Origin of the sequence: Streptomyces sp. NPDC001933 (genome assembly GCF_042890955.1) — a bacterium.
GTDB lineage: Bacteria > Actinomycetota > Actinomycetes > Streptomycetales > Streptomycetaceae > Streptomyces.
In genome coordinates this window covers 284,454-306,398 of sequence record NZ_JBIASS010000003.1, presented here as the reverse complement: position 1 = coordinate 306,398, position 21,945 = coordinate 284,454, and the positions used below count along the sequence as shown (strand labels likewise).

Here is a 21,945-nt window from a genome sequence, read left to right as displayed (position 1 = left end):
ACCGAAGGGCCCGGCCCCGCGAATTGCTCGCGGGGCCGGGCCCTTCGGTTCGTACGGCAGCGGGTCAGGCCTCGAAGACCTCGGCGACCAGCTGTGCCTGCTCGGCCTGGTGGCGCTTGGCCGAGCCGACCGCCGGGGACGAGCTGTGCGGACGCGAGATGCGGCGCAGGCGCTCACCGTGCGGGACGTCGGCGCCGACGGCCAGGTCCAGGTGGTCGATCAGGTTCAGGGCGATGAACGGCCAGGCGCCCTGGTTGGCCGGCTCCTCCTGGGTCCAGAGGTACTTCTCGGCGTTCGGGTACTTGGCGATCTCGGCCTGGATCTCGGCACCCGGCAGCGGGTACAGGCGCTCCAGACGGATAATCGCGGTGTCCGTGACGCCGCGCTTCGTGCGCTCGGCCTCCAGGTCGTAGTAGACCTTGCCGGCGCAGAAGACGACCTTGCGGACCTCGGCCGGGTTCACCGAGTCGTCGCCGATCACCGGGCGGAAGCCGCCGGTGGTGAACTCCTCCACCTTCGACGCGGCCGCCTTGAGGCGGAGCATCGACTTCGGGGTGAAGACGATCAGCGGCTTGTGGTGCGGGTTGTGCACCTGCCACCGCAGGAGGTGGAAGTAGTTCGACGGCAGGGTCGGCATGGCGACCGTCATGTTGTTCTGCGCGCACAGCGTGAGGAAGCGCTCCGGGCGGGCGGACGAGTGGTCCGGGCCCTGGCCCTCGTAGCCGTGCGGCAGGAGCAGCGTGACGCCGGAGGTCTGGCCCCACTTCTGCTCGGCCGAGGAGATGAACTCGTCGACGACGGTCTGCGCGCCGTTGACGAAGTCACCGAACTGGGCCTCCCAGACGACCAGCGACTCCGGACGGGCCAGCGAGTAGCCGTACTCGAAGCCCATCGCCGCGTACTCGCTGAGCAGCGAGTCGTAGACGTTGTAACGGGCCTGGTCGTCGGCGAGGTAGAGCAGCGGGGTGTAGTCCTCGCCGGTCACCTGGTCGACGAGGACCGCGTGGCGCTGGCCGAAGGTGCCGCGGCGGGTGTCCTGGCCGGCGAGCCGGACCGGGGTGCCCTCCATCAGCAGCGAACCGATGGCCAGGGTCTCGCCCATGCCCCAGTCGATCGTGCCGTTCTCCACCGAGGCCGCGCGGCGCTGCATCTGCGGCATCAGACGGGGGTGGACGGTGATCCGGTCGGGGATGTTGACCTGGGACTCCGCGATGACCTTGACGACCTCCGGGGAGATCGCGGTGGTCACGGCGACCGGGAACTCCGGCTGGACCTCGGGGGTGTGCGCCGGGGCCGGCAGCGAGGTGGCCTCGCGGACCTCGGCGAAGACCTTCTCCAGCTGGCCCTGGAAGTCCTGGAGCGCCTGCTCGGCCTCTTCCAGCGTGATGTCGCCGCGACCGATGAGGGACTCGGTGTAGAGCTTGCGCACCGAGCGCTTCTTGTCGATCAGGGTGTACATCTGCGGGTTGGTGAACTCCGGGTTGTCGCCCTCGTTGTGACCGCGGCGGCGGTAGCAGATGAGGTCGATCACGACGTCCTTGTTGAACGCCTGGCGGAACTCGAAGGCGAGCCGCGCGACCCGGACGACGGCCTCGGGGTCGTCGCCGTTGACGTGGATGATCGGCGCCTCGATCATGCGCGCCACGTCCGTGGCGTACATCGAGGAGCGCGAGGACTCCGGGGCGGCGGTGAAGCCGACCTGGTTGTTGATCACCACGTGCACGGTGCCGCCGGTGCGGTAGCCGCGCAGCTGCGACATGTTGAGCGTCTCGGCGACGACGCCCTGGCCCGCGAAGGCCGCGTCGCCGTGGAGCGCGATGGGCAGGACGGTGAAGTCCGTGCCGCCCTTGTTGATGATGTCCTGCTTGGCGCGGGCGATGCCCTCCAGGACCGGGTCGACCGCCTCCAGGTGCGAGGGGTTGGCGGCCAGCGAGACCTTGATCTGCTCGCCGTCCAGACCGGTGAAGGTGCCCTCGGCGCCCAGGTGGTACTTGACGTCGCCGGAGCCGTGCATCGACCTGGGGTCGAGGTTGCCCTCGAACTCGCGGAAGATCTGGGCGTACGACTTGCCCACGATGTTGGCGAGGACGTTGAGCCGGCCGCGGTGGGCCATGCCGATGACGACCTCGTCGAGGCGGGCCTCGGCGGCGGAGTCGATGACCGCGTCGAGCAGCGGGATGACGGACTCGCCGCCCTCCAGCGAGAACCGCTTCTGGCCGACGTACTTGGTCTGCAGGAACGTCTCGAACGCCTCGGCGGCGTTCAGCCGGCGCAGGATCCGCAGCTGCTCCTCGCGCTCGGGCTGCTGGGCGCGCGGGCGCTCCACCCGGTCCTGGAGCCACTTGCGCTGCTTCGGGTCCTGGATGTGCATGAACTCGATGCCGGTGGTGCGGCAGTACGACTCGCGCAGCACACCGAGGATGTCGCGGAGCTTCATCATCGACTTGCCGGCGAAACCGCCGACCGCGAAGTCCCGCTCCAGGTCCCACAGGGTGAGGCCGTGCTCGGTGATGTCCAGGTCGGGGTGCTTGCGCTGGCGGTACTCCAGCGGGTCGGTGTCGGCCATGACGTGGCCGCGGACCCGGTAGGAGTGGATCAGCTCGAAGACCCGCGCGGCCTTGGTGACGTCGCTGTCGTGCGAGGCGTCGATGTCCGTCAGCCAGCGGACCGGCTCGTACGGGATACGCAGCGACTTGAAGATCTCGTCGTAGAACTCGTTCTCGCCGAGCAGCAGCTGGGCGACGATCCGCAGGAACTCGCCGGAGGCGGCGCCCTGGATGACCCGGTGGTCGTACGTCGAGGTCAGCGTCATGACCTTGGAGATGCCCAGCTTGTTCAGGGTGTCCTGGGAGGTGCCCTGGAACTCTGCCGGGTAGTCCATCGCGCCGACGCCCATGATGAGGCCCTGACCGGGCATCAGGCGGGGCACCGAGTGGACGGTGCCGATGCCGCCGGGGTTGGTCAGCGAGGCGGTGACGCCGGTGAAGTCGTCCATGCCGAGCTTGCCGTTGCGGGCGCGGCGGACGATGTCCTCGTAGGCCTGCCAGAACTCGAAGAAGTTGAGCGTCTCGGCCTTCTTGATGGCCGCGACGACCAGCTGGCGGTCGCCGTTCGGCTTCACCAGGTCGATGGCGAGACCGAGGTTGACGTGGTCCGGCTTGACCAGGGTCGGCTTGCCGTCCTTCACCGCGAAGGAGTGGTTCATCGCCGGCATGGCCTTGAGGGCCTGCACCATCGCGTACCCGATGAGGTGCGTGAAGGAGATCTTCCCGCCCCGGGCGCGCTTGAGGTGGTTGTTGATGACGATGCGGTTGTCGAAGAGCAGCTTCACCGGGACGGCGCGGACGGACGTGGCCGTCGGCAGCTCCAGCGAGGCGTTCATGTTCTTCGCGACGGCGGCCGAGGGGCCACGCAGCGTGACGTACTCGGGTCCGGCCGGGGCCTCGGTGGCCGGCGCGGCCTTCGCCGGGGCGGGCTCGGCGGCCTTCGCGGCCGGAGCCGGGGCGGCCTTCGCCGGGGCTGCCGGGGCAGCGGCGGCGGGGGCGGCCTGTGCGGGGGCCGGGGCCGCGGCGGCCGGAGCGGGTGCGGCCGGGGCCTTGGCCGGGGTGGCCGGCGCGGGCGCGGCCGGGGTCACCGCGGCCGCTGCGGCCGGGACGCCGGGAACGGGCTTGTCCGCCGTGCCGGACGTACCCGGCTTGTAGTCGGCGAAGAAGTCCCACCAGGCGCGATCGACCGAATTGGGATCCTGGAGGTACTGCTGGTAGATCTCGTCGACGAGCCACTCATTGGGCCCGAAAGCAGCGGCCGGGTTCGAACCCGGGCTGGCTTGGTCGGTCGAGATGCTCGAGTTACTGGGGGACTGAGACGACACGGCGGCAACCGCCCTCTTCCGCTTCACAAGGTGATGGACAGCGGAAATCAAGGCTACGCCTCCCCGGCCGTTCCACGCAGGCCGGGCCGGTCTTCGTCGCGCAAGTCACATCGGAAGGCGGGTTTCGGTGCGGGAATTGGCGGGAAACAAGCACGGTTCCGCTGCTTTTTGGGTATGCGGGACCGCAGCTACGGCCCCCTGGACCGCACCCCTTGAACGGAACACGCAGAACGTGCCCTTCCGGTTCGAACCCTATGTCAACCTCGCTGCTGAGGGATCCCCGGAAGAGTGACCCGAATGCGGCAGCCGCGAACGGATTCGGCCACGCCGATGCGTCCGCCGTGCAGATCCACCGCCCAGCGGGCGATCGCCAGCCCGAGGCCCGTACCGCCGTCGCTGCCCGGACCGTGCGGGGAGGGCACCTCGCCGCGGTTGAAGCGCTCGAAGACCCGGTGCCGCTCGGACTCCGGAATGCCGGGTCCCTCGTCCATGACTTCGAGCGTCAGGGACTCCGGGGCGGCCCCGCGCCGGGCCAGCACGGTGACCCGGCCGTGCGGCGGGCTGTGCTTGACGGCGTTGTCGATCAGATTGGCCACCACCTGGTGCAGCCGCTCCGCGTCCGCGTGCGCGGTCAGCTCCGGCGGCGACACGTCCAGGTGCAGATGGACGTCCTTGCGGGTGTGGTTCCCGGAACCGGACGGCAGCCGGCGGTGCCCGGCGGCGAGGTTCGCCTCCTTCAGCACGCCCGACAGATACGGCCACACCTCGAAACGGCGGGCCTTGAGCGTGACCACCCCGTTGTCCAGCCGGGACAGGTCCAGCAGCGTCTCCACCAGCCTGCCGAGCCGCTCGGTCTGCTTGAGCGCCGTGCGCATCGTCTCGGGATCGGCGGTGGACACACCGTCCACGACGTTCTCCAGCACGGCTCTCAGCGCCGCGATGGGTGTTCGCAGCTCGTGCGACACATTGGCGACCAGCTCCTTGCGGTGCCGGTCCACGGCCTCCAGATCGTCCGCCATGCGGTTGATCGTCTGGGCCAGGTCGCCGAGTTCGTCGCGCCGGTCGGCGCCGCTCACCCGTCTGGTGTAGTCGCCGTGCGATATGGACCGGGCCACCGTGGTCATCTCGTCCAGCGGCGAGGTCAGACCGTGCGCCACGAACTGGGTTATGAGCAGGGTCGCGATCACCGAGAACACCGTGATGAACCGCAGCTCGGTCCTGGTGCGCACGGCCACCATCAGCAGCCCGGTGGTGATGAACACCGAGACCACGACGAGCGTGCTCATCTTGGCCTTGACCGAGAAGGGACGCAGTCCGGAACCGGGCCGGGTCATGGAGCCGGCGTCTCCAGGGCGTAACCGACACCGTGTACGGTGCGGATCCGCTCCGCGCCGATCTTCCGGCGCAGCGCCTTGATGTGGCTGTCGACCGTACGGGTGCCGGAGGCGTCCGCCCAGTCCCAGACCTCCGCCAGCAGCTGCTCCCGGGAGAGCACCGCCCGCGGCGTATTGGCCAGACAGACCAGCAGGTCGAACTCGGTCGGCGTGAGGTGGACGTCGTCGGCGCGGACCCGGACCCGGCGCTGCGCGTGATCGATCTCCAGCTCGCCGAGGCGCAGTATCCCGCTGCGCGGCGTCACCGCGGCCAGCGCCGCGCGCTCGACCCGGCGCAGCAGGACATGGACCCGGGCCGCCAGCTCGCGCATCGAGAACGGCTTGGTCATGTAGTCGTCGGCGCCGACCCCGAGGCCGACCAGCATGTCCGTCTCGTCGTCCCTGGCGGTCAGCATCAGCACCGGCACCGGCCGCTGGGCCTGCACACGGCGGCAGACCTCCAGGCCGTCGAAGCCGGGAAGCATGATGTCGAGCACCATCAGATCGGGCTGCCACGCCTCGGCCGCGTCCACCGCCGCGGGGCCGTCGAGTGCCGTCTGCACCAGAAAGCCCTCGGCCCGCAGCCGGGCGGAAATCGCATCGACGATCGTGGCGTCGTCCTCGACCACCAGCACCCGGCGCTGCGCGCCCGGGGTGGCCGCGACACCGTTGTGGGTGGTGTGTGTCTGTTCCATCGCCCCGCCCCTGCCCGTTCTCGCGGGGGCCATTCCCCCGGACGCACGGTCTTCGCTTGTGGATTTCGTCGGTGATCCCGTTACCGGTCAGCAGCGTAAAGGCAGCGGACTCCTCTCGGCTACGCAGGGTGTAACGCCGCGGACGCGAAGAGGTGGCGGAGTGTCGGGCTTGTGGCACTTGGCCCCCGGACTTCCGGGGGCCGGGGATACCCGGTGGGGGGTCTCAGCCTGTCCGAAGTGCGAGATGCACCACGTCGGGCACACCTCGGGCAACGCTTACCTCTTCGGTTCTTACCCCCTCGAATCCGGCATTCCGCAGGGCCTGTTCGAAGTCGGCGGACGGCTGTGCGGACCACACTGCGAGAACGCCGCCCGGCGTCAGCCGCTCCCGGCAGTCCGCCAGACCGGCGGGGGAGTACAGACTCGTGTTGTCCTCGGTGACGGTCCAGTCCGGCCCGTTGTCGATGTCCAGACACAGGGCGTCGTAACGGTCCGTAGTCGTACTCAGGTACTCGACGAGATCCGTCGTCAGGATCCCGGTCCGCGGATCGGCGAGCGCCGCACCGGAGATCGTGGCCAGCGGCCCCTGAAGATGCCAGTCCACGATCGCCTGCTCCCGCTCGGCCACGACGATCCGCCCCCACCTCGGCTCGGCGGCGGCCCGGACGAGCGAGAAACCGACGCCCAGACCGCCGATGAGTACCGAAGGGGCGGTCCGGCCGGCCGGCAGCGCGGCCAGCGCCGCGTCGATCAGCAACCGCTCGGAGCGCCCGTCCGAGGTGTCCATCAGGAAGCACCCGTTGGCGATGATCTCGAAGCCGTCACCCCGCCCCCGCAGCACGACCTCGCCGTACGGGCCTTCGCGGCGGTCGAGCGTGACGGGGGCGAGGGTGTCGGAGTGGTACGTGTCGGGCATGGCGCGGGTCTCCGGTGGACGGCGGGCGGGTTCCCCGCCATCCTGTCCGGTCGGCGTGGCCCGGGGCCAGCGGATTGCCGGATCCGCGCCGAGCGCCGGGAGGGCGACGGCGGTTACCCGCGCTCCGGGCGTGCGCCGCGCACCGCGAGGAGCGCCGCCCCGGCCACGTACGCCGCCACGGCCACCGCCCACGCCGCACCCTGCGGGCCCGGCTGCATGGGCCAGGCCCACACCGCCGCCGCGCCGCCCGGGGTGCGGGGCGCCGCCAGATAGACGGCGCCGCCGTAGACCGTCATCGGCAGCCAGCTCAGCCGGGCACCGAGCAGCGCGACGGAGGCCGCGGCCACCCCCGTCGCACCGAGCACGTTGCGCACCATGGCCGGTACGCCGAACTCCTCCGGGTGCCCCGGGACGGCTGCCGCGAACGCCCCCGCCGTCACGGCGGTCAGCGCCAGCAGATGCAGCAGCCGGCGCGGCCACCACCGGCCCACGGCGGTCCGGTCCAGCTCGTCGCTGTGCGAGTGCAGGCTGGTGCCGATCGCGGCGGAGGCGAGCAGCGGGGCCAGCACGACGACCGGGACGCGGGCGGTGTGGTCGAAGTACGGCCGGCTCTGCAGCCAGTGGGCGGCCCATGCCGCGACGAGCGTGATGCACGTCAGGGTGGCGGCGGTGAGGGGGAGGGCGCGGGAGCGCATGTAGAGGAGGGGGAGAGCGGCGCGGGCCGGCTGAGCGCTCACAGGGCAGGCACCTCCGCGGGCGTGCAGCTCTCCAGCGTGGCCAGGAAGCGGCCGAGCCAGGCCCTGCGGTCGGCTTCGGGCATGGCCTCAAGGCGGGCTACGAGGGGGCGGGCCTCCGGGTCCCAGGTGGAGTCGTCGCCGGCCAGCCAGGTGCGTACGGCGTCGTCCGTGAACTCCACCCGGTCGGCAACCTTGCGGTCGCTCGTCCTCATGCCGTCCGGACAGTCGCGGCTCACCAGGGTCAGGGCAGTGTTGGAGGCGTATGCCTGAGGGTCGGTCAGCTTGTTCCGGGTGAGCTTCCAGCCGCGCGTCGCCGAGCCGAGTACGGCCTCGCCGTCCTTCGGACGGGACTCGGAGTCCACGTACCTGACCGGTGCGCCCGGTACTCCCTCCAGGCGCGAGAACATGCCGGCCAGGGCAGCGGAAAGGCTGGGCAGCGCCGGGGCGTCGGGCGCCTTCACACAGAGCTGAGGCACGCCGGGTTCCGGTACCGAGCAGACCTTTCGCGTCGCGGTCGGGTCGTCCCGGAACAGGTCGGCGCCCGTGTGCACGATCACCGCTCCGGCCGCGACCGCCAGCGCGAGCGGTACGACGGCCGACAGGCGCCGCCGGGCCGCGTACGCGAGCAGCACGGTGGCGGCGATGCCGCCCGTCCAGGCCAGCAGGACCGGCGCGAACCACCACACCGGGACCGACCACGACAGCGTGTACTGCTCGCCGGGGCTCAGGAACCGGGCCTTCGCCTCCATGTAGCCCGGGGCCCCCAGGAGCACGTACAGCACGACCGCGAGCACCGGGGCGGTCAGCCGCCACCGCAGCAGCCGCCCGGCCACGAAGCCGACGAAGCCGATGGAGAGCAGGAGGCCGAGGTCCGTGACGACGACCGAGAGGGACGGGCGGCCCGCCCCGGTGTACGGAGCCGTCGCCGCGAACACCACGGCCAGCGCCAGCAGGTACCCGGCCGCCGCCCACAGCGCGATCGGCGTCGCGGCCGTCGTCACCTGCGCCAACCGGCTGCGCGGCACCGAGAGCAGCAGTTCGGCGGTGCGCCGGCGGTGCTCACGGCCGCCCTGCCAGCAGGCGGCCGCGGCGACGAGCGGGCCGCCGAGCAGCGCCGCCGCCGAGTGCAGCTGGGATTGGGTCTCGCCCCAGCTGCCCTGCCACTGGGCCGCCTTGCTCCAGAGCGGAACGAGGAGGGTGACGGCGACGGCGAGCCCCGTCCAGGGGGCGATCCCGCGCCGGAGTTCGATGCGCAGGGCGGTGTGGGCCGGGGGCTTCCCGGCCGTGGTCTTCCCGGATGCTGCGGATGCGGTCATCGGCTCGCCACCGCCGCCCGGTGCGCCCGCAGCGCGGCGGTGTAGCCGCGCTCGATCGGGTTTCCGTCCGGCCGCTCCGCTCCGCCGTCCCCGGCGTCGCCGAGCTCCGTCAGCTCCCGTGTCGTGCCCCGGTACGCGATCCGGCCCGACTCGATCAGCGTGACATCGGTGCAGGCGGCGGCGATGTCCTCGACCAGGTGGGTCGAGACGATCACGGTGGTGGTGCGGCCCAGCTCCCGTATCAGCGCCCGGAATTCGACCCGCTGCTCCGGGTCCAGGCCGGCGGTCGGCTCGTCGAGCAGCAGCAGGTCCGGATCGTTGACGATCGCCTGGGCGATGCCGACGCGCCGCACCATGCCGCCCGACAGGGTCTTCACCCGGGCGTCGATCCGGTCCGTCAGCCCCACCCGGTCCACCGCGCGTTCCACCGCCTCCGGGACCGCCGCCGCGTCCATCTCCTTGAGCCAGGCCACGTACGAGACGAACTCGCGGACCGTGAAGCCCGGGTAGTAGCCGAACTCCTGCGGCAGATAGCCGAGCCTGCGCCGGACCGCCGCCCGGCTGCGGTGGTCCGACCCGGCGCCGACCTCGCTGCCGAGCAGCTCCACCCGGCCGCCGGAGGGCGCGGCGACGGTGGCGAGCACCCGGATCAGCGAGGTCTTGCCCGCACCGTTCGGCCCGAGCAGCCCGTGCACACCGGGCGCGAAGTCCAGGTCGACGGCGTCGAGCGCGGTCGTCCTGCGGTGCCGGACGGTCAGTGCCCTTGCCTCGACCGTGTTCACGGCCTCGCTGCCGCTCATGCGTTCACGCTCACAACGTCTCCAGATGGTCGAAGGATCTACGGCGTACGGCGAGCAGCGCGGCGCACACCAGCGCGCCCGCCGCCCAGCCGGCCTGTGCGGCGGGGCCCGCGAAGTACCGGGCGGCCGAGGCCGCCGCGGCGACAGAGTCCGGGGGCGCCGCGGCGAAGGCGGGCAGGACGACGGCGGCCGCCCAGGCCACGGCGACGGACGTGGCACCGGTGCGGCAGCCGACGTACGAACCGAGGGCGAGCGCCGCCAGCGTCATCGCGAGTCCGGGCAGCAGCCAGGCCGCCGCGCCGGGCCGCCCGGCGGACGACGGCAGCGCCGCCCCGGCGAGGGTGAGCGCCGGGATGCTCACGGCGAGCACCGCGGCGGTCCTGGTCAGCAGCAGCCGCACCCCGCCGGACGGGGTGGCGGCGGTGATCTCGTGCATCGGGTCCGCGTGCCGGCCGTAGGAGAGGGCCACCCCGGCGAGCGGCAGCACCGGCGCGACGACGAGGAGCAGCGGGCGGACGGCCTCACCGGCCCCGGCCCCCGCCCCGTACGCCAGCGCGACGGCCCCGACCGCCACCAGCACCAGCGCCAGCAGCCACGGCCCGCGCAGCGCGGGGCCGGCGGCCCACAGCAGCCGCCCGGTGCGGGTGGCGGCCCCGGGGGAGCGGCGCCGGACTCCGTGGGCGGGCTCCCTCGCGGACGCTCCTTCCGCAGAGTCCCCTTCCGCCGAGGCCCCTTCCGTCGACACACCTTCCGCCGACGCCCCCCGCGCCACCACCGCGGCCAGCACCCCCGCGCGTACCGCGTCCAGCACCGCCCCCGCCTCCGGCCGCGCCCGTACCGCCGTCGAGAGCCGGGCCGCGCACCCCCCGCACGCCTCCACGTGCTTCTCCACGGACCAGGCGTCCGTCTCCGGCACCGAACCGGCGGCGTACCGCCCGGCCAGCTCCTCGCTCACGTGCCAGTGGGGCATGCCGTCACCTCCCATCGTGGTCATGCCGTTCCTCCCAGCGGCCGGGCCGCCGGGGCGGGCAGCTCCAGCGCGGCCCGCAGCTCGCGCCTGGCCCGCATCGCCCGGGTCTTGACCGTGCCCTCGGGTATGCCGAGGAGCCGGGCCGTCTCGCGGGTCGTCAGCCCGTCGATGACCGTGGCGCGCAGGACCTCGCGCAGCTCGGGCGAGATCCGGTCGAGCGCGGCGCCCACATCCCCGTACTCCAGCCCGGCGAGCACCCGTTCCTCGGCGGACTGCGCGGTGGCCTCCCACTCGTTGCTCCCGGCCCGCTCCGCCCGGTCGGCGAGATCGGTACGGGCACGGGCCCGCTGGGCGTCCACCAGCCGGCGCGAGGCGATCACCCACAGCCAGCCGCCGACCCTGGCCCCGCGGTGCGACGCGGCGGAGCGCCAGACCGTCACGAAGGTGTCCTGGAGGACCTCCCGTACGGTCTCGGCATCCGCGCACCGTCTGCTCAGCCTGGCCAGCAGCCAGCCGGCGTGCCGGTCGTAGAGCGTCGCCAGGGCCTGCGTATCGCCCTTCGCGACGGCACGCAGCAGGGCGTCGTCGTCCGGGTCCTCCCCCGAGGGGCGCAACAGCTTCACACCTCTTCTATCGGGCGACGCGCCCCGACCGGTTCACGGGCGGCGTGTGTGGCTCACGCCACAGACGGCGCGGGGGATGATCACAGAGGGTAGGACGTTGCTTCGGGGGGCTTGTCACGGAAAGGGGCCTCACGCGGTGCATCAGCGTACGGACAGGGCGGTCCGCGAAGAACCCTTCGCGGCTCCGCTGCTCGACGCCGTCCCGCGCCAGCCCGGCCCGGTCGCCCCGCCGCCGTCTCCGCCTCCGGACAGCGGGGCCCGCCGCTGGCTGCGGCTGCTGCCGACACCCACCGGTACCCCGTTCACCTCCGGGTATCTGCTGGTGCTGGTCGGCACGTCCCTCTTCATGGAGTTCGCCGATCCCGCCACCGTCGCCGCCGTGCTGCGCGAATCGAGCACGGACGTCGCGCACCTCGGCGAGACCCCGCTGCTCGTCCTGACCGCCAGCGCCCTGTGGGCCGTCGGCGGGCTCGGCTCCCCGGTGGTGTTCGTCCTCGCGCTCGTACTGACCGCGCTGGAACGCCGCATCGGAGGATGGCGGACCGCCGCGGTGTTCGTGCTCGGCCATGTCGTGGCGACGCTCGCCACGGAGATCCCGGTCGGGATCTCCGTGGTCGTCGGGCATCTGCCGGAGTCGTCGCTGCACCGCCTCGACTACGGCATCAGCTTCGGGCTGATGGCGAGCGTGGGCGCGCTCACCGGGCTGTTCACCCCGCTGGTCCGGACGGTGGTGCTCGGCGGACTGGGCGCGATGCTGGCGGGCGACCTGGTCGAGCTGAGCAACCCGCTCACCGACTGGGGTCATCCGCTGGCGCTGCTGCTCGGCGTGGCCTGCTGGCCGCTGCTGCGCCGGGCCGGTGCGGTCAGGGACGCGGTGAGCAGGGGGGTGGCGGAGCGCGGCGAGGTGATCAGGGGCGCGGTGCCTTCTCGCCGTGCACCGCGAGGTACTCGGCCGCCAGCCAGGGCGCGAGGTCCTCGATGAGCGTGGTGAGGACGGCCGGATCGGCGGAGGGGCCGCGGCCGACGCGGGCGGCCAGCCGCATCTGCTCGACTCGCTCCGGGTGGTCCGGGTAGTAGCGGGCGAACACCTCGGCGGACTCGGCCAGGTCACTGGTCCAGCCCCGCCACTGCGGCATCACCAGGGTGAAGCCGGACCGGACGATCCGGCGGGCGGCCCCGCGGCAGAGGCTGCGGCGTTCGGCGTCCGTGGCCGCCTCGGCGGCTCTGCGCCGCCAGCGGGGCAGAGCCAGCACCAGGTCCCCGTTGGTCTCGCGGGCGAGCAGCGGGGTCGGGCGGTAGCGCGGCAGCCGCCCGGCGAGGTCCTCGCCCAGCAGCGGGGTGCAGAGACAGGCGAGGAAGAAGCCGAGATCGTGCCGTTCGAGCTCGCTGGTGACGGTGTCGGTACTGGTGAGGAGGGCACCGACACCGTCGATCTGCCCGAAGTCGGCGTCCAGACCGGCTTCGACGGCACGGGCCGCGGCCTCGTCGGCCCCGGTCGGCCGGGTACGCAGGACCAGCAGCAGATCCAGATCGGAGACACCGGGAACGGCCGTGCCGCGCGGAATGCTGCCGTAGACGTACGCGCTGTGCAGCCGCGTGCCGTCGAACGCCCCGGTGATCCGGGACCGGGCCGCCGCCACCACGGGGGCGAACGCCGCGGGCACCCGGCTCAGCGAACCCTCCCGCCGGATCGTCCCGTCCTCGTTCAGACCCCGGCCACCGCTGTCGTCGTCCATGGGGGCACTGTGCCCGCACCCGTGCGACGGGCCGAACGATTTTCGCGCCCGCCGAGGGCCACGGAGCACCCCCTCAGCTCTCCTGCTCCTGTCGGCGGCGCACCAGCTCGGCGATCCAGACCGGCGCGAACGGGGACGTGCAGTTCGGGGGAGTCGGGTAGTCCTTGAGCACTTCCAGGCGCTCGCCGATGTCGATCGCGCGTGCGCGGTACTCGGCGTGCTCGATCCCGATCTGCGCCAGACAGTGGTTCATCGCCCACTGCAGACGGTCCGGGGCGTCCTTCATCTCCGCCTCGACGACATCGAGCAGCCCCGCGAGGTCGAGACCCTCGGGCTTCTTCGCCACCCGCTCGGTGGTCAGCGCCCAGCCGGCACTCGCGACCACCGGATCCGGGTCGGCGGACCAGGCCAGGCGCAGCTCCTCGGCGTGCGGGCTCTTCTTCACCACGTAGTTGACGAGCCAGTCGTGCACCTTGGGGGTGCGCGCCTCGCGCAGCATGGTGTCCAGCTCCTCGCGCCCGAACGCCTTCGGGCGGCAGACCAGGATCGCCAGGAGCCTCGCCGCGGTGTCGCCCGTCGCCCAGAGCCCGCCCGCGAGCTCCTGCTGCGTCCCGAGCCGCTTCGCGAGCGCGCGCAGCTTGCCGAGGTTCACCCCGTGATCGTCGCCGCGCTTCTCGTTCACCTTGCGCGCCTTCGGGTCATCGAGCTCGGCCAGCTCGGCCATGACCTGCGCCACCGTCGTCGTCCCGGTCACCTCGGCCTCCTGCCCTTCGCGCGTGAAATTCCAGCGTACGGCCGACGGCCGCCGGCCTGCGGGAATGCTCGGACGGCGATGCGTGACCTCCGCCCGGCGTGGTGAAGTGTTACTTCTGCAAATGGTGGGGCGGCGGTCCGACCGGATCATCCACGAGCTGCTGCGCTGCTCGGTGCGAGCGGCCCGAGTGATCTGAAGTTGGCCGAATATCAAGGCGTTGTGGGGGTGTTACTGCTTCTTTCGGCGGTCCCTGAACGAATAAAATGCCTGTCCGGTCAAGGGTTTGAAGCGGGAGGAGTTTGCATATCGCACGGGAAGGCGGGGCAGCGGCGTCTGACATGGGGAAGTCGTTCGTGCGCGGTCAGCTGGGCGCCGCGGGTTCGACGAGGCACAGCCTGCACGCAACTGCTGCCGCACAGTGCCATCGGCACCGGTTGCTGCCGCACCGCACCCGTACGGATCAGGCCAGTCCTACTGCACGCGTAGCCATCGCCGCCGAACACCGCACCACGCAACGAGAACTCGTCGAATGGGGGGCGCATGATGGCCTGGAACGAGTGGGAACAGGTCAAGGCCGAAGCCGCTCAGCGGCAATCGGCTCAAATGCAGCTGAATCGAGCTGACGGAGGTACTGCAGCTTCAGGCGGTGCGGCTGATCTGGTGGTGAACCAGGACGACCTCGGAGCAGTCGGACACGAGGCGTACCTGCTGCGCGGTCGGCTCTCCCGGGACGGTGACCATGCCCGTCCTGCCACCTTCGATGCGGCGACCGCCCTGACGAACGGCAACTTCACCAGCGGTTCGGAGCTGCTGAAGGTGCACGACCGGTGGAACAGCCAGTTGCGAACGCTCCTGGACGCCTGCGCTCGGATCTCCGACCACCTCGACTTCAGCAAGTCCGCTCATGCCGAGGACGATGCGGATATCGGCGGCAACCTGCTCTCCGTGTCCAAGATCAGCGAATACTTCAAATAGGACGCGGAGGGAAGCGCCGTGCTGACATTCGATGATGTCGTCAACGCGCCCGTCGGCAAGCTCAAGGAAGCCGCGGACGACTGGTCGGAAATGGTGGCCAAGTTGGAGAAGCTTGCCGACGACGCCCGCCAGGGAATGAAGGCCAAGTCCGACAAGGCGCGATGGCAAGGCGCCAACTCCGACGTCACCAAACCCTTCATCGGCAAGACGGCCAAGGAGTTCGAAGACGCCGAGGCTCAGGCCAAGGGCATCAAGCTGCTGCTTGCGGATGCGCACACGTCGTTCAGGACCGCCAAGGACGCGCTCGTCCGGATCAGGGACGAGGAAGGCCCGGCCGCCGGGATCCATGTGGACGCCAAGGGCAAGGTCACGCCCCGGTACGACCTGGAGAGCGACACCGCGGCGCGCCACGACCCGGATTACTCGGCAGCCTTGCGGAAGCAGAACCATGCCGTGGCCTCCTGGCAGAGGAAGATCGACAGAATCGTCGAGGACTGCTCCGACGCCGACGAATCACTGAAGCGCGCTCTCGCGGCGAACGTGAAGGATGACCACAACTTCACGGCTCCCAAGTACACGACCCTGGACGCCGAGCAGGTGGACCGGGCGACGGAGCTGATGAAGAAGGTCACCGGGGACGGCGGCACGGCGCGCAATGTGGCAGCGCTGAGGGAACTCGAAGACCTCCTGGACGACAACCGCAACGACCCCGAGTTCGCCCCGGCCTTCTACCGGAAACTGACCGCCGAGGGCACCCTTGAGGCCTACACGAAGATGTCGCTGGACGCGACGTCCCTCGGACCGGCCGGCCAGGACCGGGTGAACATGGTCCGCAACATCCAGAGCGACATGGGCACCATGCTGGGCCTCGCCACCAAGACGTCGACACCGGACCACCTCGGCGCCGGGTGGACCACGCAGCTCATGAAGGCCGGCCACAAGCAGATCGACGTACCGGGCGCCGGCTTCGCGAAGCTGTACGGCTACCAGGCGCTGGGCGCGCTCCTCCGGGAAGGAACGTACGACAAGAACTTCCTGCTGTCGGTCGGCCGGGACATGGTCGCCATGGACAAGAAGAACCCGGAGATCTGGCACGAGAACCTGCCGTGGGACCAGAAGATGCTCATCAACCTCGATGAGACGGGCGGCAAGGGCTTCAACCCCCTGACCGGGCTCATGCAGGCCATGAGCAACAACCCCGATGCATCAGCGGTCTTCTTCGACGAGCCGCTCCGTGAGGACACGAACAAGGACGGCATCGTGACCACGGACGACGCTGAGCTCAAAGGCAAGAAGGCGCAGGACGTTGTCGACTACCTGCTCGACAAGAAGCCCACGGACGACTGGTACGACACGGTCATCGGTGGAGAGCAGAGTCCTGGCCAGACGGCCATGGGCAACGCCTTGGAAGCGGCGGTCACGGGACGAGTGCCGGGCGACGAGGACGCGCCGCCGGTAGAGCACGGCAAGCACATGAGCAACGTGATGGAGAAGGTCGTCGCGAAGATCGGTGCGGAGCCAGAGCTTGTGACAGGAGATGGACGACTCAACGGACTCTCCCAAAACTTCGGCAACATGGCAGCCGAGTACATGCCTGACTTGCAGGCCACGGCTGAGAACGGTGCGGAACAGATCAAACCGTTCGGTAAACCCGCAGAATTCCGTAAGGACGAGATGGCCTTCTTCCTTGGCGCAGTCGGTCAGGACCCCCAGGCCTACGGCGCGATCACCAATGCCCAGCAGGCATACACCACGGCACTGGTGTCCAATGCCTTCCGGCATCCTGAGATACACGATGACATGGGTGAGGCGGTGCGGAATGCTGTCCACCCGGGAGGCGAGATCGCCGGCATGATGACCGAGGCGAGGGCGCAAGGTGTCTTCGATGCGCAGGTTGCTGCGAACGAGGAATATAACCAGGGTGTCGCAGACAATGCGAAGTGGACGAATCGCATCATCGACGCTGTCGGGGCCAAGTACGTCGAGATGCTTCCCGTAGGTGGCGATGTGGTGGACTGGATCAAGGAAGACGTCAGCGAGTCCGCCGTGAAGAATGCAGAGCACGACACGACGAACGCGTCACGCCATGAATCTGCGGCAGGTTACGCGGCCGCCGAGAAGGCCGCCAAAGTGGCCGCCGTGTCTGCGGTGGACGTGGCTGGGCGAGGGGCTGGTCTGACGACTGAACAGATCAAGGAGTACCAAGGCTCGGCCTCCACCCAGACAGCAACGGCGCACTCAGCAGGCCGTGATTTGGTCGCCAGTTCAGCCCTCAAGGGAAGTTAATCGTGCGCCGATTCGTAAGTGCCGCAGCGGGGGTATCGATATTCGTGATCTTGGCAGGTCTTCTGGCGGGCTGTTCGAACGGTGAGAGGAAGGCTGTCCCGGAACTTCCCAAGCGAATCTGTTGGAACGCGTTCGCCAGTAGTGACGTGTCGCCCATCCTGCCAGCGGGTGACAAAGCTGCCGTGTATCACAGGCCTTTCGTGTTGGTCGATGATCTCGACTCTGTGACATGTTCCCTCGACATTGATGGCGCTCCGACGTTTCTGGCAATCGCCACTCTCCGAGGCTTCGAGGATCAGATCGACTGGACTTCAATGGACAAAGCCAAGCCGCAACCGATCGACGTGGGAAAGAAGGGCATCCTCTGGGACATCGGCGCTGCCACCTATTTCACCTGCGAACCCTCCAGGGGTCCTAACTCGCCGGGAAAGTACATCGACCTTTTCGTCAACGCGGGTAGCGCCCCTGATAAGGGCAAGCTGCAGAGGGTCCTGCCGGCACTTCTGAAGCAGTTCGTGACTTTTGCTCAGCGCGAGCTGAAGTGCGCTGCGAGCAATGGAAATTGAATTCCCGATCGATTCGAATGATCGGCAGTTCGGCATCGATCGGAGACTCGGTGGGATTCCTCCGGGTATGTAGCTGAGCCCCCGGATTCGATGGGGATCCCGGATCACGCCGTGGTGTCCAGCTCCTGCCGCCCGAACGCCTTCGGGCGGCAGATCAGGGGTCCCATGAGCCTTGCCACGGTGTCCGTCCGTCGCCCGGAGCCTGCCCGCGAGCTCCTGCTGCGTCTTGAGCCGCTTCGTGAGCGCGCGCGTGCGGCCGACGGTGGCCCGGTCGGATGATCGCTCACAGCGAACACACCCCGGGGAACAACGGACGGCTCAGGAGCATTGAGTCTGCATAGCTCAACTTGACTGCCGAAGGGGAGATCATGGCTACCGATTCCAATGCGGTCACTCCGCTCGCCCTGCCCGTGCTGCCGCTCGACGACGAGGTCGTGCTGCCCGGGATGGTGGTGCCTCTGGACCTGTCCGACACCGATGTACGTGCCGCCGTGGAGGCCGCGCAGGCCGCGGCCCGTGACGGGGGCGGCAAGCCCGAGGTGCTTCTGGTGCCGCGGATCGACGGTACGTACACCGGCACCGGTGTCATCGGCACCGTCGAGCAGGTCGGACGGCTTTCGGACGGAGATCCGGGCGCGCTCATCCGCGGCCGGGGCCGGGTGCGGATCGGGGCCGGGACCAGCGGGCCGGGCGGGGCGCTCTGGGTGGAGGGGATCCGGGTCGACGCGATCGTCCCCGATCCGCTCCCCGGAGCCGCCGCCGAGTTGGTCAAGGAGTACAAGGCGCTCGCCACCAGCTGGCTGAAGAAGCGCGGCGCCTGGCAGGTCGTGGACCGGGTCCAGCAGATCGAGGACATCTCCGCGCTCGCCGACAATTCCGGTTACTCGCCCTTCCTCACCACCGCCCAGAAGGTGCAGCTCCTGGAGACCACGGACCCGGTCGCCCGGCTGAAGCTCGCCATCCAGTGGCTCGGCGAACACCTCGCCGAGCAGGACGTCGCCGAGTCCATCGCCAAGGACGTCCAGGAGGGTGTCGACAAGCAGCAGCGCGAATTCCTGCTGCGGCGCCAGCTCGAAGCCGTCCGCAAGGAGCTCTCCGAACTCAACGGTGATCCGGAGGACGAGTCCGACGACTACCGGGCCCGCGTCGAGGCCGCCGACCTTCCTGAGCATGTCCGCGAGGCCGCGCTCAAGGAGGTCGACAAGCTGGAGCGCTCCTCCGACCAGAGCCCTGAGGGCTCCTGGATCAGGACCTGGCTCGACACCGTCCTCGAACTGCCGTGGAACGAACGGACCGAGGACGCGTACGACATCCGGGGCGCGCAGCAGGTGCTCGACGCCGAGCACGCGGGGCTCCAGGACGTGAAGGAGCGCATCACCGAGTACCTGGCCGTCCGCAAGCGGCGCTCCGACCGGGGGCTCGGCGTGGTCGGCGGGCGGCGCGGCGGTGCCGTGCTGGCGCTGGTGGGGCCTCCGGGCGTGGGCAAGACCTCGCTCGGTGAGTCCGTCGCGCACGCCATGGGCCGCAAGTTCGTCCGCGTCGCCCTCGGCGGTGTGCGGGACGAGGCGGAGATCCGGGGCCACCGGCGTACGTACGTGGGCGCCCTGCCGGGACGCATCGTGCGGGCCATCAAGGAGGCCGGCTCGATGAACCCGGTCGTCCTGCTCGACGAGATCGACAAGGTGGGATCCGACTTCCGGGGCGACCCGGCCGCCGCCCTCCTCGAAGTCCTCGACCCGGCGCAGAACCACACCTTCCGTGACCACTACCTGGAGGTCGAGCTCGACCTCAGCGACGTTGTCTTCCTGGCCACGGCCAATGTGCTCGAAGCCATCCCGGAGGCCCTGCTCGACCGCATGGAGCTGGTCAGGCTCGACGGCTACACCGAGGACGAGAAGGTCGTCATCGCCCGGGACCACCTGCTCCCGCGCCAGCTGGAGCGGGCCGGTCTGGAGAAGGACGAGGTGACGCTCGACGAGTCCGCGCTGCGCAAGCTGGCCGGCGAGTACACCCGCGAGGCGGGCGTACGGAACCTGGAACGGGCCGTCGCCCGGCTGCTCCGCAAGGTCGCGGCCCAGCACGAACTGGGCGACCGGGAGCTACCGTTCACGGTCACCGAGGCGGATCTGCGCGCTCTGATCGGGCGGCCGCACCATGTGCCCGAGTCCGCCCAGGACCCGGCCGAGCGCCGTACCTCGGTGCCCGGCGTGGCCACCGGACTCGCGGTGACCGGCGCGGGCGGCGACGTGCTGTTCGTGGAGGCGTCGCTGGCCGACCCGGAGACCGGGGCGTCCGGACTGACCCTCACCGGCCAGCTCGGCGACGTCATGAAGGAGTCCGCGCAGATCGCGCTGAGCTTCCTGCGGTCGCACGGCGCGGAGCTGGAGCTGCCGGTCGCGGACCTGAAGGACCGCGGCGTGCACATCCACTTCCCGGCGGGCGCGGTCCCGAAGGACGGCCCGAGCGCAGGCATCACCATGACGACGGCGCTGGCCTCGCTGCTCTCCGGGCGACTGGTCCGTACGGACGTGGCGATGACCGGTGAGGTCTCGCTGACCGGCCGGGTGCTGCCGATCGGCGGCCTGAAGCAGAAGCTGCTGGCCGCGCACCGCGCCGGGATCACCACCGTGGTGATCCCGAAGCGGAACGAGGCCGACCTGGACGACGTCCCCGCCGAGGTCCTGGACACGCTGGAGGTCCACCCGGTGACCGATGTCCGCCAGGTCCTGGAGATCGCCCTCGCCCCGGCCGCCGCGGCCAGGCCCGAGGAGAGGATCCCGGCCGCGGCGTGATCGCCACGGCGTGACGGACGTGGCACCGCGTACGCGACCGGTACGGACGGCCCGCCTCCCCGGCAACGGGTGGGCGGGCCGTTCCGCGTCCGCGGCACGGGGCGGGCTGTTCCGCGTGCGTGACACCGGGCGGGCTGTTTCGCGTGCGTGACACCGGGCGGGCCGACCCGCGTCCGCGACACCGTGCACGTCGCTCCCCCGGTCCCGCCCCCCACCGCCCCCGGTTCAGACCTCCAGCCACCCCCGCAGCGTCGCCTGCGCCCCCGCCTGGAAGCGGGTCTGGGCGTCCAGCGAGTCCAGCAGCACGCTGATCCGGCGCCGGGCCGTATGCACATGGACGCCCAGCCGGCGCGCTATCGCCTCGTCCTTCAGCCCGGCCGCGAGCAGTCCGAGCAGTTCCTTCTGCGGCTCCGGCAGCGTTCCGCCCGAACCGCCCAGCGGAGTCGCCCGCTCCCACACCGTCTCGAACAGCGGCACCAGTGCGTTGCGCAGCAGCGCGTCCCCGATGACCAGGGCGGACGCCGTCGGGTCGGAGGCGTTGCTCGGTGGCAGCAGGGTGATCCGTCCGTCCACGATGATCAGCTTGGTCGGCACGCCCGGGGCGACCCTGTTCCAACGCACGGCGGGCCCCCGGCGCACCGCGCGCCGGGGGCCCGCCGGTTCACAACTGCCGGGCTCAGGGGCGGTAGATGGTCCCCGGGACCGGCTCGGCGGGCGCCATCAGCTGCGGGACGGTGACGAAGGTGTAGCCCTGCTTCTTCAGCTCGTCGATGATGCCCGGCACCGCGGGCACCGTGCCCTTGTAGATGTCGTGCAGCAGGATGACGCCGTCCTTGCTCGCCTGGTCCAGGATGCGCTTCTTGATCAGCGCCGAGTCGGTCGTGGAGTAGTCCTTCGCCGTGGCGCTCCACAGGATCTGGGAGAGCCCCAGGTCCTTGCTGATGTCCGAGACGGTGTCGTCGGTGCGGCCCTGCGGAGGGCGCATCAGGCGGGGCTTCTTGCCGGTGACGTCCGCTATCGCGTTCTGCGTCTTCTCCAGCTCGGCCCGTATCTCGGCCGGCTTGCGGTCCGTCAGGACCTGGTGGGTCCAGGTGTGGTTGGCCACCTCGTGCCCCTCGGCGGCGATCCTGCGCACGGTGTCGGGGTGCTTCTTGACGTGGTTCTTGCCCAGCAGGAAGAAGGTCGCGTGGACCTTCTTCTCCTTGAGTATGTCCAGCAGGTGCGGGGTGTCCTCGCCCGGTCCCGCGTCGAAGGTCAGCGCTATGCACTTCGCCTTGCGGCAGTCCACCGGGCCGAAGGAGCCCTTGGCGTCGGAGCCGGCGTCGCCGCGTGCCGAGGCGGGCGCCGTGGTCTGCATGGAGCACCCGCTCAGCGTGAGGGTGAGCGCCGTCACAAGGGCGGCGGCCAACCCCGTACCGATGGACTTCATCTTCATGGGCAAGGCGGGTCACTCCTCCGTTGCTGAACAGCTGGACACGGCGCACGGTGTGCGGCGGCAGAGAAGGACTATACATAGGGTGTATACATCGCGTGTA

The 21,945-nt window shown here is 70.3% G+C and carries 17 protein-coding genes and 1 pseudogene; 5 read left to right on the top strand and 13 right to left on the bottom strand.

Translation table 11 applies throughout. The features are described 5' to 3' along the window. Window positions 1-64: 64 nt before the first annotated feature. The 9 genes from ACFYY7_RS09130 to ACFYY7_RS09090 form a co-directional block, all read right to left on the bottom strand. Window positions 65-3,871 (bottom strand): multifunctional oxoglutarate decarboxylase/oxoglutarate dehydrogenase thiamine pyrophosphate-binding subunit/dihydrolipoyllysine-residue succinyltransferase subunit, encoded by a 3,807-nt coding sequence (locus tag ACFYY7_RS09130; protein WP_388658938.1) that lies wholly within the window; start codon window positions 3,869-3,871, stop codon window positions 65-67. 257 nt (window positions 3,872-4,128) lie between these two features. Beyond that, a complete protein-coding gene (locus ACFYY7_RS09125; protein WP_388658935.1) occupies window positions 4,129-5,205 on the bottom strand; it encodes an ATP-binding protein in 1,077 nt (358 codons plus the stop codon). Continuing rightward, complete coding sequence (locus ACFYY7_RS09120) at window positions 5,202-5,939, bottom strand: response regulator transcription factor (RefSeq protein ID WP_014154105.1); 738 nt, start codon at window positions 5,937-5,939, stop codon at window positions 5,202-5,204. Before ACFYY7_RS09120 ends, ACFYY7_RS09125 begins: the two co-directional genes overlap by 4 nt. A gap of 223 nt (window positions 5,940-6,162) precedes the next feature. Beyond that, complete coding sequence (locus tag ACFYY7_RS09115; protein ID WP_388658932.1) at window positions 6,163-6,855, bottom strand: spermidine synthase; 693 nt, start codon at window positions 6,853-6,855, stop codon at window positions 6,163-6,165. 113 nt (window positions 6,856-6,968) lie between these two features. Beyond that, entirely contained in the window at window positions 6,969-7,550 is a 582-nt protein-coding gene (locus ACFYY7_RS09110; protein WP_388659766.1) for a hypothetical protein, read from the bottom strand. A 38-nt stretch (window positions 7,551-7,588) separates the two neighbouring features. After that, window positions 7,589-8,908, bottom strand: coding sequence for a hypothetical protein (locus ACFYY7_RS09105; protein WP_388658930.1), 1,320 nt, complete (start codon window positions 8,906-8,908; stop codon window positions 7,589-7,591). After that, window positions 8,905-9,708 (bottom strand): ABC transporter ATP-binding protein, encoded by an 804-nt coding sequence (locus tag ACFYY7_RS09100; protein ID WP_388658927.1) that lies wholly within the window; start codon window positions 9,706-9,708, stop codon window positions 8,905-8,907. Before ACFYY7_RS09100 ends, ACFYY7_RS09105 begins: the two co-directional genes overlap by 4 nt. 10 nt (window positions 9,709-9,718) lie before the next feature. Further along, window positions 9,719-10,702, bottom strand: a complete 984-nt coding sequence (locus ACFYY7_RS09095; RefSeq protein ID WP_388658924.1) for a zf-HC2 domain-containing protein — start codon at window positions 10,700-10,702, stop codon at window positions 9,719-9,721. After that, entirely contained in the window at window positions 10,699-11,301 is a 603-nt protein-coding gene (locus ACFYY7_RS09090) for an RNA polymerase sigma factor (protein ID WP_388658921.1), read from the bottom strand. The genes ACFYY7_RS09095 and ACFYY7_RS09090 overlap by 4 nt, the downstream gene beginning before the upstream one ends. 136 nt (window positions 11,302-11,437) lie before the next feature. Between ACFYY7_RS09090 and ACFYY7_RS09085 the strand changes: the two genes are divergently transcribed. Beyond that, complete coding sequence (locus tag ACFYY7_RS09085) at window positions 11,438-12,283, top strand: rhomboid-like protein (RefSeq protein WP_388658918.1); 846 nt, start codon at window positions 11,438-11,440, stop codon at window positions 12,281-12,283. On the opposite strand, the gene ACFYY7_RS09080 is transcribed toward ACFYY7_RS09085, so the two are convergent. Further along, window positions 12,210-13,037 (bottom strand): nucleotidyltransferase, encoded by an 828-nt coding sequence (locus ACFYY7_RS09080; protein ID WP_388658915.1) that lies wholly within the window; start codon window positions 13,035-13,037, stop codon window positions 12,210-12,212. The two genes, ACFYY7_RS09085 and ACFYY7_RS09080, sit on opposite strands and share 74 nt — an antisense overlap. A 73-nt stretch (window positions 13,038-13,110) precedes the next feature. Then, entirely contained in the window at window positions 13,111-13,761 is a 651-nt protein-coding gene (locus ACFYY7_RS09075; RefSeq protein WP_388659763.1) for a DNA alkylation repair protein, read from the bottom strand. 573 nt (window positions 13,762-14,334) lie between these two features. Here ACFYY7_RS09075 and ACFYY7_RS09070 point away from each other — a divergent pair. The 4 genes from ACFYY7_RS09070 to lon all read left to right on the top strand — a co-directional run bounded on the left by ACFYY7_RS09070 (window position 14,335) and on the right by lon (window position 20,410). After that, complete coding sequence (locus tag ACFYY7_RS09070; protein WP_388659760.1) at window positions 14,335-14,766, top strand: hypothetical protein; 432 nt, start codon at window positions 14,335-14,337, stop codon at window positions 14,764-14,766. Between the two features lie 18 nt (window positions 14,767-14,784). Then, a complete protein-coding gene (locus tag ACFYY7_RS09065) occupies window positions 14,785-17,052 on the top strand; it encodes a DUF6571 family protein (RefSeq protein ID WP_388658912.1) in 2,268 nt (755 codons plus the stop codon). 146 nt (window positions 17,053-17,198) lie between these two features. Further along, the gene (locus ACFYY7_RS09060; RefSeq protein ID WP_388658910.1) at window positions 17,199-17,618 is read left to right on the top strand and encodes a hypothetical protein; all 420 of its coding nucleotides are present in this window, start codon (window positions 17,199-17,201) and stop codon (window positions 17,616-17,618) included. Between the two features lie 368 nt (window positions 17,619-17,986). After that, a complete protein-coding gene (gene lon / locus ACFYY7_RS09055; RefSeq protein WP_388658907.1) occupies window positions 17,987-20,410 on the top strand; it encodes an endopeptidase La in 2,424 nt (807 codons plus the stop codon). A gap of 225 nt (window positions 20,411-20,635) precedes the next feature. On the opposite strand, the pseudogene ACFYY7_RS09050 reads toward lon, so the two are convergent. Both ACFYY7_RS09050 and ACFYY7_RS09045 read right to left on the bottom strand, forming a co-directional pair. Beyond that, window positions 20,636-21,019, bottom strand: a pseudogene (locus tag ACFYY7_RS09050) (hypothetical protein); the annotation flags it as partial. Window positions 21,020-21,086: 67 nt separating this feature from the next. Then, window positions 21,087-21,845 carry a polysaccharide deacetylase family protein gene (locus ACFYY7_RS09045; protein WP_388659758.1) on the bottom strand — a complete coding sequence of 253 codons (759 nt, stop codon included), beginning with the start codon at window positions 21,843-21,845 and terminating at the stop codon, window positions 21,087-21,089. Window positions 21,846-21,945 lie beyond the last annotated feature (100 nt).

Bases quoted from the DNA above. Each gene is read 5' to 3' on its own strand.
- ACFYY7_RS09125 (WP_388658935.1), bottom strand. From the start codon at position 5,205: ATGACCCGGCCCGGTTCCGGACTGCGTCCCTTCTCGGTCAAGGCCAAG.
- ACFYY7_RS09120 (WP_014154105.1), bottom strand. From the start codon at position 5,939: ATGGAACAGACACACACCACCCACAACGGTGTCGCGGCCACCCCGGGC.
- ACFYY7_RS09115 (WP_388658932.1), bottom strand. From the start codon at position 6,855: ATGCCCGACACGTACCACTCCGACACCCTCGCCCCCGTCACGCTCGAC.
- ACFYY7_RS09110 (WP_388659766.1), bottom strand. From the start codon at position 7,550: ATGCGCTCCCGCGCCCTCCCCCTCACCGCCGCCACCCTGACGTGCATC.
- ACFYY7_RS09105 (WP_388658930.1), bottom strand. From the start codon at position 8,908: ATGACCGCATCCGCAGCATCCGGGAAGACCACGGCCGGGAAGCCCCCG.
- ACFYY7_RS09100 (WP_388658927.1), bottom strand. From the start codon at position 9,708: ATGAGCGGCAGCGAGGCCGTGAACACGGTCGAGGCAAGGGCACTGACC.
- ACFYY7_RS09095 (WP_388658924.1), bottom strand. From the start codon at position 10,702: ATGACCACGATGGGAGGTGACGGCATGCCCCACTGGCACGTGAGCGAG.
- ACFYY7_RS09080 (WP_388658915.1), bottom strand. From the start codon at position 13,037: ATGGACGACGACAGCGGTGGCCGGGGTCTGAACGAGGACGGGACGATC.
- ACFYY7_RS09075 (WP_388659763.1), bottom strand. From the start codon at position 13,761: ATGGCCGAGCTGGCCGAGCTCGATGACCCGAAGGCGCGCAAGGTGAAC.
- ACFYY7_RS09070 (WP_388659760.1), top strand. From the start codon at position 14,335: ATGGCCTGGAACGAGTGGGAACAGGTCAAGGCCGAAGCCGCTCAGCGG.
- lon (WP_388658907.1), top strand. From the start codon at position 17,987: ATGGCTACCGATTCCAATGCGGTCACTCCGCTCGCCCTGCCCGTGCTG.
- ACFYY7_RS09045 (WP_388659758.1), bottom strand. From the start codon at position 21,845: ATGAAGATGAAGTCCATCGGTACGGGGTTGGCCGCCGCCCTTGTGACG.